The sequence below is a fragment of the Variovorax sp. OK212 genome, assembly GCF_900112425.1.
GTDB lineage: Bacteria > Pseudomonadota > Gammaproteobacteria > Burkholderiales > Burkholderiaceae_C > Variovorax.
Map to the genome: position 1 here is coordinate 198,775 of NZ_FOLP01000012.1, position 6,959 is coordinate 205,733.

General features: G+C 67.2%; 6 protein-coding genes and 1 pseudogene. 5 read left to right on the forward strand and 2 right to left on the reverse strand.

The window, feature by feature from the left end; translation table 11 throughout:
* The gene (locus BM004_RS28100) at nucleotides 1-969 is read right to left on the reverse strand and encodes a Bug family tripartite tricarboxylate transporter substrate binding protein (RefSeq protein WP_093129179.1); all 969 of its coding nucleotides are present in this window, start codon (nucleotides 967-969) and stop codon (nucleotides 1-3) included.
* A 238-nt stretch (nucleotides 970-1,207) separates the two neighbouring features.
* Between BM004_RS28100 and BM004_RS28105 the strand changes: the two genes are divergently transcribed.
* Nucleotides 1,208-2,209, forward strand: coding sequence for an AraC family transcriptional regulator (locus tag BM004_RS28105; protein ID WP_256220085.1), 1,002 nt, complete (start codon nucleotides 1,208-1,210; stop codon nucleotides 2,207-2,209).
* Between the two features lie 60 nt (nucleotides 2,210-2,269).
* Here the strand turns inward: BM004_RS28105 and BM004_RS28110 are convergent, their stop codons facing one another.
* Nucleotides 2,270-3,328, reverse strand: a complete 1,059-nt coding sequence (locus tag BM004_RS28110; protein ID WP_093129181.1) for a beta-keto acid cleavage family enzyme — start codon at nucleotides 3,326-3,328, stop codon at nucleotides 2,270-2,272.
* A 291-nt stretch (nucleotides 3,329-3,619) separates the two neighbouring features.
* On the opposite strand from BM004_RS28110, the gene BM004_RS28115 reads away from it, so the two are divergent.
* The 4 genes and pseudogenes from BM004_RS28115 to BM004_RS28130 all read left to right on the forward strand — a co-directional run.
* Entirely contained in the window at nucleotides 3,620-4,609 is a 990-nt protein-coding gene (locus tag BM004_RS28115; RefSeq protein WP_093218414.1) for a Bug family tripartite tricarboxylate transporter substrate binding protein, read from the forward strand.
* 26 nt (nucleotides 4,610-4,635) lie between these two features.
* The gene (locus BM004_RS28120; protein ID WP_093129183.1) at nucleotides 4,636-5,631 is read left to right on the forward strand and encodes an AraC family transcriptional regulator; all 996 of its coding nucleotides are present in this window, start codon (nucleotides 4,636-4,638) and stop codon (nucleotides 5,629-5,631) included.
* A gap of 130 nt (nucleotides 5,632-5,761) precedes the next feature.
* Complete coding sequence (locus tag BM004_RS28125; protein WP_093218416.1) at nucleotides 5,762-6,733, forward strand: quinone oxidoreductase family protein; 972 nt, start codon at nucleotides 5,762-5,764, stop codon at nucleotides 6,731-6,733.
* Nucleotides 6,730-6,959 (forward strand): annotated as a pseudogene (locus BM004_RS28130) (acetyl-CoA C-acyltransferase); the annotation flags it as partial. The gene BM004_RS28125 and the pseudogene BM004_RS28130, both read left to right, overlap by 4 nt.

The following is a 6,959-nucleotide window of genomic DNA, read 5'->3' on the forward strand; positions in this document are numbered from 1 at the left end:
TCAGTTCGCCTTGATGTTGTATTTCTTGACGATGGCGGCGTTGCGCTCCGACAGCGTGCGCGTCTCGGCAATCAGCGCCGGCGTGTCGATGCTGACCTCGGGCTCCAGCCCCACGTCGACCAGCTTCTGCTGCACCAGCGGCGACCGTGCGGCCTTGTCGATGGTGGCGTGCAGCTTGGCCATCACGTCGGGCGGCAGCTTGCTCGAGCCGATCACGCCGACCCAGCCGCGGAACTGCAGGTCGGGAAAGCCGAGCTCTGTGGTGGTCGGAATGTCGGGCAGGTAGCGCGAACGCACGTTGCCGGTGAAGGCATAGGGGCGCAGCTTGCCGCCGCGGATCAGCGGCATCGAGGTGACCATGCCGTCGAACATCAAGTCCACCTGGCCGCCCAGGATGTCCTGCAGCGCCGGCGGCGAGCCCGCATAGCCCACGTGCTGCAGGTCGAGCCCGGCGCGGTCGCTGAGGATCAGGCCGGCGTACTGCGAGGTGGTGCCGGGGCTGTAGCTCGCAAAGCTCGACTTGCCCTTGCGCGTCTTCAGCTGCGCGACCAGGTCGGCGAAGTCCTTGGCCGGATACGAGGCCGCCGTCACCAGCACGATGCCCGAGCGCGCCAGCGACGCGATGGGCACCACGTCCTTCAGCGGATCGAAGGGCATCTTCACGATCTGCGGCGTCTCGGCCAGCACGTTGCTGGCGGCCAGCACGATGGTGTTGCCGTCGGGGGCGGCCTGCAGCATCGCCTGCAGGCCGATCGATCCGCCGGCGCCGGGGCGGTTCTCGACGATCACCGGCCGCCCGATGTCGATCGACATCTGCTGGCCGAGCACACGCGCGACGATGTCCATCGTGCCGCCCGGCGGCGCGGGCACGATGAGCCGCACGGGCTTTTCACCGAACGCCCACACGCTGAGCGCCAACGACCATCCGGCCAGCGCCACGGCGGCGCGCAAAAACTGCTGAATCTTCATTTATGTCTCCGGTTCTTGGGTCTCGCACCGGTGTGCGGACGCAGTCAGTATCCGGCGCGGGGGGCGCGGGAGACTTGCTTATCGGAGACAGCAAATTGCTTCTGAGGGACAGCCACAAAGTCGCTGCCTTGGTCGCTGCCTTGGTCGCTGCCTTTGTCGCTTCACGCGACGCGCATCAGGGAGGCGCAATGCCAGAATCGGGCCCATGAACGAGGCCTCGAGACCGATCTCCCGACTCATGCGCAGCGCGAGCCTGAATGGCTACGTCGAGCTGGTGAAGTCGCTGGGCCGCGACCCTCACGCCTTCATGCGCAGCGTGGGCCTGCATGCGAAGCTGCTCGAAGACCCCGAGACACTGATCCCCCGCGATGCCGCGCGCGAGTTGCTCGAGATCACCGCGCGTGCCACGCACACCGAGGACCTGGCGCTGCGCATGGCGGCCCGGCGCAAGCTCTCCGCCCTCGGCCCGATCAGCCTGGTGCTGCGCGAGGCGCTCACGCCACGGGATTCGCTCGACACGCTGTGCCGCTACCTGAAGCTGGTCAACACCTCGCTGATCATCCGGGTCGAAGACGCCGGCGGCGTGGTCGTCATCCGCGAAGACCTGCTGCCCAGCCCCGGGCTGGCGATGCGGCAGTCGGTGGAGCTGGCGGTGGGCACCATGTTCCGCATGCTGAGCGAACTTGCCGGCCCGCAGTGGCAACCGCTGGAGGTCTGCTTCACGCACCGCCCGCCCAAGGACACGAGCGCGCACCGCGCGTTCTTCGGGCGCGGCGTCAAGTTCAACCAGGAGTTCAACGGGCTGGTCTGCAGGGCCGACGACCTGTCCCGGCCGCGCGAAGCCGGTGACCCGGTGTCGGCGGAGTTCGCGCGCAAATACCTCGAGGCGGCGCTGAAGGACCGCACGGAGAGCGCGCAGGAAAACTGCCGCCAGATGATCCTGGCCTTGCTGCCCGGCGGCGCCTGCAGCGCACAGGAGGTGGCGCGGCTGTTGCGTGTCGACCGCCGCACGCTGCACCGTCAGCTCGATGCGGAAGGGACGAGTTTCAGCGGCCTGCTCGACCAGGTGCGCTCGGACCTGGTCAAGCGCCATCTGCGCGAGAGCGATCTGCCGCTCGGAGACATCGCCGAGCAGCTGGGTTTTTCCAGGCTCAGCAGCTTCAGCCACTGGTTTCGCAACCTCTTCGGATGCAGCGCCTCGCAGTGGCGCAAGCAGGCCGCCGACATGGCGGCGACCTGACGCCGACCGGTCGGCGATGAAGGCGCTTCAGGAACGCCTCAGGAACGCCTCAGGAACACTTCAGGCCGGCTTGCGCAGGAAGCCCTGCTGCGCGCCGTTGCGGTTCGGCGCGAAGCCGTTGGCCTGCAGCGTTTCTTCCACCGTCTCGTAGAACACGCCGATCTTCATGATCTCGCGCGCCTGCTGCGCGGTGGCGATGGGGCGGCCGAATTCGGTCGAGATGCGCACCAGCTGCTTGATCTGGTCGACGGAGCTCGCCTTGCCGGTGCGCGTCTGGTTCCACAGCACGTCCTCGATGCCGCAGCGCACGTGCAGGCCCAGCGCAATGCCGATCATGTTCACGGGCAGCACGTTCAGCACCGAGCTCTCCACCGTGACCACCGAGCCGTCGGGTGCGGCGCGCAGGAAGTTGGCCAGGTTGTAGATGTTCGCCTGGTCCATGCCGCCACTGATGGCCACCCAGTTCATCACCAGCGGGCCCTTGTAGACGCCGCGGCGGATCATCCGCTCGATGGTCTCGAAGCTGTTGATGTTGTAGCACTGGAACTCGCTCTGGATGCCGGCGGCCGTCAGGCGCCGGATGTGTTCCTCGACCCAGCTGGGGTTCGAGGGCACGATCATGTCCCGGTAGCTCGCGTAGAGGTTGGGGAAGCCGCGCGACACGCCCTTGAAGTCGTCCACGCCGGCGTGTTCCGTCACGTTCATCTGCGTGGTGTTGACGGTCACCGTCACCTGGTCGGGCTTGGGCGTGAGCTCGGCCAGCATGTGGCGCGTGTCGTCGCTGAGCCACTTGGCGGATTCGCCTTCGTTCTCCGGCGCGAAGCTGATCGACCCGCCCACCTGGATCACCATTTCCGGCACGCGTGCGCGCACCCCGGCAATCAGCTCGTTGAACATCGACAGCCGCTTGCTGCCCTTGCCGTTGGCCTCGCGCACATGCAGGTGCAGCACCGTGGCGCCGGCCTCGTAGCAGTCCACGGCCTTCTGGATCTGGTCTTCCATCGTGACCGGGATGTCCTCCGGGAAGTCGGAGGGAATCCAGCCCGGCGCGTAAGGAGCGGCGGTGATGATCAGCGGCTGCTGGTTCTCGGGGTAGAGGTGGCCGTCGAGGAAGTTCATGGGGGGTGTCCAGGTTGAAGGGTGGATGTCGAGCGGGTTGCCCGACGTCGAATGCGCAACCTTCGTCGGACGGTTGCAACCACGCGTTCAGTGTCTGGGTTGCCACCGGATAAGACTTGCCAATTTGAGACATTCGTTTGTCAATTTGGGGCACTGTTTTGCACGTCGGTGCTGTCACCTAAAGCCAAGTGCGCGACGCCCGGCGACAAGCGGCCAACGAGGCAAATCCAGAAGATGGGCCCGTCTTGCAAATTGCAGGCAGTCAACTACAACCGAGACTTACGCACCGCCATGTTCATTCATCGACTAAAACTTTCTCTCATCGTCCTTGCAGCCCTGTGCGGCCTGGGTTCGGGGCCCGCGCTGGCGCAGCAGTGGCCCGACAAGCCCATCCGGCTGGTCGTGCCCGCGCCGCCCGGCGGCATCACCGACGCGTCGGCGCGCCTGCTGGCCGAGCAGCTGCGCACGCAGCTCGGCCAGCCCGTGCTGGTGGACAACAGGCCGGGCGGCTCCACCGTGATCGCGCAGCGATCGGTGATGGCCGCCGCGCCCGACGGCTACACGCTCATGGTGGCGCCGTCGAGCTTCCTGTCCGACATTCCTCTCGTCGTGAAGACGCCCCACGACCCATTGAAGACCTTCACCTTCATCGGTGAGGTCTCCGGCATGGTCCACGTGCTGGTGGCCAACACGAACTTTCCCGCGAACAACGTGAAAGACCTGCTGGACTACGCCAGGCAGCACCCGAAGTCGGTCAGCGTGGCCAACCTGAGCACGGGCACGCGCTCCAACCTGCTGGGCGAAATGCTGCGCGAGCGCAGCGGAGACAACATCCTGGCGGTGCCGTACAAGGGCTCGGCGCCGGCGCTGGTCGACCTCATGGGCAACCAGGTGCAGCTGACCTTCGAGGTCACGAGCAACGTGAGCTCGCTGGTGCGCAGCGGCAAGGTCAAGGCGCTGGCCGTGGCGTCGGCCAGGCGTTCGCGCTTCCTGCCCGACGTGCCGAGCTTCGGCGAACTGGGTCTGCCGGATTTCGTGATGCCCGATGCGAGCATCGGTGTGTTCGTGCTCAGCAGCATGCCCAAGGCGCTGCAGGACAGGCTGCACGCCGAAGTGGCCAAGGCCGTCGACGCGCCCAAGTTCCGCGAGGCGCTGGTCGCGCAGAACCTCGACTCGCCGCGCACCGCATCGATGGAGCAGCTGCGCCAGACGCTCGACGCCACCACGGCCCACAATAAGGCCATCATCGAGAAACTGAAACTGAAGATCAGCCCCGAATGAAGTACGTGGGGCGCGCCAATGCCCCCATGAAACCCGTCGGCCGATTGATACGCAGCGCCAGTCTCAGCGGCTATGTCGAGCTGGTGAACTCGCTCGGGCGCGATCCGCACGCCTTCATGCGCACCGTGGGGCTGCGCGCCAGGCTGCTCGAAGAGCCCGAGACCATGATCCCGGAAGACGCGGTACGCGAGCTGCTCGAGATCACCGCGCGCGCCACGCGCACCGAAGACCTCGCGCTTCGCCTGGCGGCACAGCGCAAGCTCTCGCACCTGGGCCCCATCAGCCTGGTGCTGCGCGAGGAGCCCACGCCGCGCGACGCGCTCGACACGCTGTGCCGCTACCTCAAGCTGGTGAACGCCTCGCTCATCACGAACATCGAGGACACGGGCAGCGTCGTCATCATCCGCGAAGACCTGCTGCCCAGCCCCGGCCTGCCGATGCGCCAGGCGGTGGAGCTGGCCGTGGGCATCATCTTTCGCATGCTGCGCGAGCTGATCGATCCGCAATGGCGGCCGCTGCAGGTGTGCTTCACGCACCGCGCGCCGGCGGACGCGGCGCCGCATCGGGCGTTCTTCGGGCGCAACGTCAAGTTCAACGAGGAATTCAACGGGCTGGTCTGCGTGGCGGCCGACCTGGCCAGGCCGCGCGAAGTGACCGACGAGGGCTCCGCGCGGCTGGCGCGCAAATACCTCGAGGCGGGCCTGAGGGACCGCGGCGAGACCATGCTCGAAACCTGCCGCGAACTGATCCTCGCGCTGCTGCCCGGCGGCGCATGCACCGTGCAGGAAGTGGCGCGGCACCTGCGCATCGACCGGCGCACGCTGCACCGCCGGCTCGACGCCGAAGGCCTCACCTTCAGCCACCTGCTCGACCAGGTGCGCGGCGACCTCGTCAAGCGCCACCTGCGCGACAGCGACCTGCCGCTGGGCGAAGTGGCCGAGCTGCTGGGGTTTTCGGGTCCGAGCAGCTTCAGCCACTGGTTTCGCAAGCAGTTCGGATGCAGCGCGTCCGAGTGGCGTTGAGCGGCAGCGTTGTTATTGCTTATCGGGGACATTGATTTGTTCATCCGGGACATCGCGACACCCGCGCTTCCCGTCCTGGCGGGTCCTCGCAAGAATCTTGTCTCCCCATGCATTCATCAGGAGACAGACCATGACCAAGGCCATCCGCTTTCATGAAACCGGGGGCGCCGATGTCCTGAAGCTCGAAGACGTCGAGGTCGGCGAGCCCGGCCCGGGCCAGGCCCGCGTGCGCCACAGCTACATCGCCGTCAACTTCATCGACATCTACTTTCGCACCGGCCGCTATCCGCTGGCACTGCCCAACGGGCTGGGCTCCGACGCGGTCGGCGTCGTGGAGGCGGTGGGCCCCGGCGTGGACGACATTCGCGTGGGCGACCGCGTGGGCTACCTCATCGGGCCGCAGGGCGCCTACTCGCAGGTGCGCGTGATGCCGGCCGACGTGCTCATCCCGCTGCCCGACGGCATCAGCGACCGCACGGCCGCCACGCTCATGATGAAGGGCATGACGGCGCAGTACCTGTTCCGCCAGGTCTATCCGCTGCAGGGCGGCGAGACCATCCTGTACCACGCGGCCGCCGGCGGCGTGGGCCTCATCGCCTGCCAATGGGCGCGTGCCCTGGGCGTGACGATGATCGGCACCGTCAGCACCGACGAGAAGGCCGCCATGGCCAAGGCCAACGGCTGCGCGCACACCATCGTCACCTCGCGCGAGAACATCGCGCAGCGCGTGAAGGAGATCACCGACGGCAAGGGCGTGCCCGTGGTGTTCGACTCCGTGGGCAAGGACACGCTCGAGGCCTCGCTCGATTGCCTGCAGCCGCGCGGCTCGCTGGTGAGCAACGGCACCTCGTCGGGCGCCGTGGTCCTCGACACCAAGGTGCTCGCGGGCAAGGGCTCGATCTGGCTCACGCGCCCCGCGATGATCCATTACATCCATCCGCGCGCGCACATGCTCGACATGGCGCGCGAGCTGTTCGACCACGTGCTGGCGGGGCGCATCGTGAGCGAGCCGCAGCAGGTCTTCGCGCTGGCCGATGCGGCCGACGCGCACCGTGCGCTCGAAGGCCGCAAGACCACCGGTGCCACGGTGCTCGTGCCATGAAGCACGACGAGATCTATGTGGTGGGCATGGCCCGCACCGCCATCGGCACCTTCGGCGGCGCGCTGAAGGACGTTCCGAACACCCAGCTGGCGACGACGGCGGTCAAGGCCGCCATCGAGCGCAGCGGCCTTGCCGGCGATGCCATCGGCCACGTGGTCATGGGCAACGTGATTCCCACCGACGTGAAAGACGCGTACCTGAGCCGCGTGGCGGCCATCGACGCGGG

Bases quoted from the DNA above. Each gene is read 5' to 3' on its own strand.
- BM004_RS28120 (WP_093129183.1), top strand. From the start codon at position 4,636: ATGAAACCCGTCGGCCGATTGATACGCAGCGCCAGTCTCAGCGGCTAT.
- BM004_RS28115 (WP_093218414.1), top strand. From the start codon at position 3,620: ATGTTCATTCATCGACTAAAACTTTCTCTCATCGTCCTTGCAGCCCTG.
- BM004_RS28100 (WP_093129179.1), bottom strand. From the start codon at position 969: ATGAAGATTCAGCAGTTTTTGCGCGCCGCCGTGGCGCTGGCCGGATGG.
- BM004_RS28110 (WP_093129181.1), bottom strand. From the start codon at position 3,328: ATGAACTTCCTCGACGGCCACCTCTACCCCGAGAACCAGCAGCCGCTG.
- BM004_RS28105 (WP_256220085.1), top strand. From the start codon at position 1,208: ATGCGCAGCGCGAGCCTGAATGGCTACGTCGAGCTGGTGAAGTCGCTG.
- BM004_RS28125 (WP_093218416.1), top strand. From the start codon at position 5,762: ATGACCAAGGCCATCCGCTTTCATGAAACCGGGGGCGCCGATGTCCTG.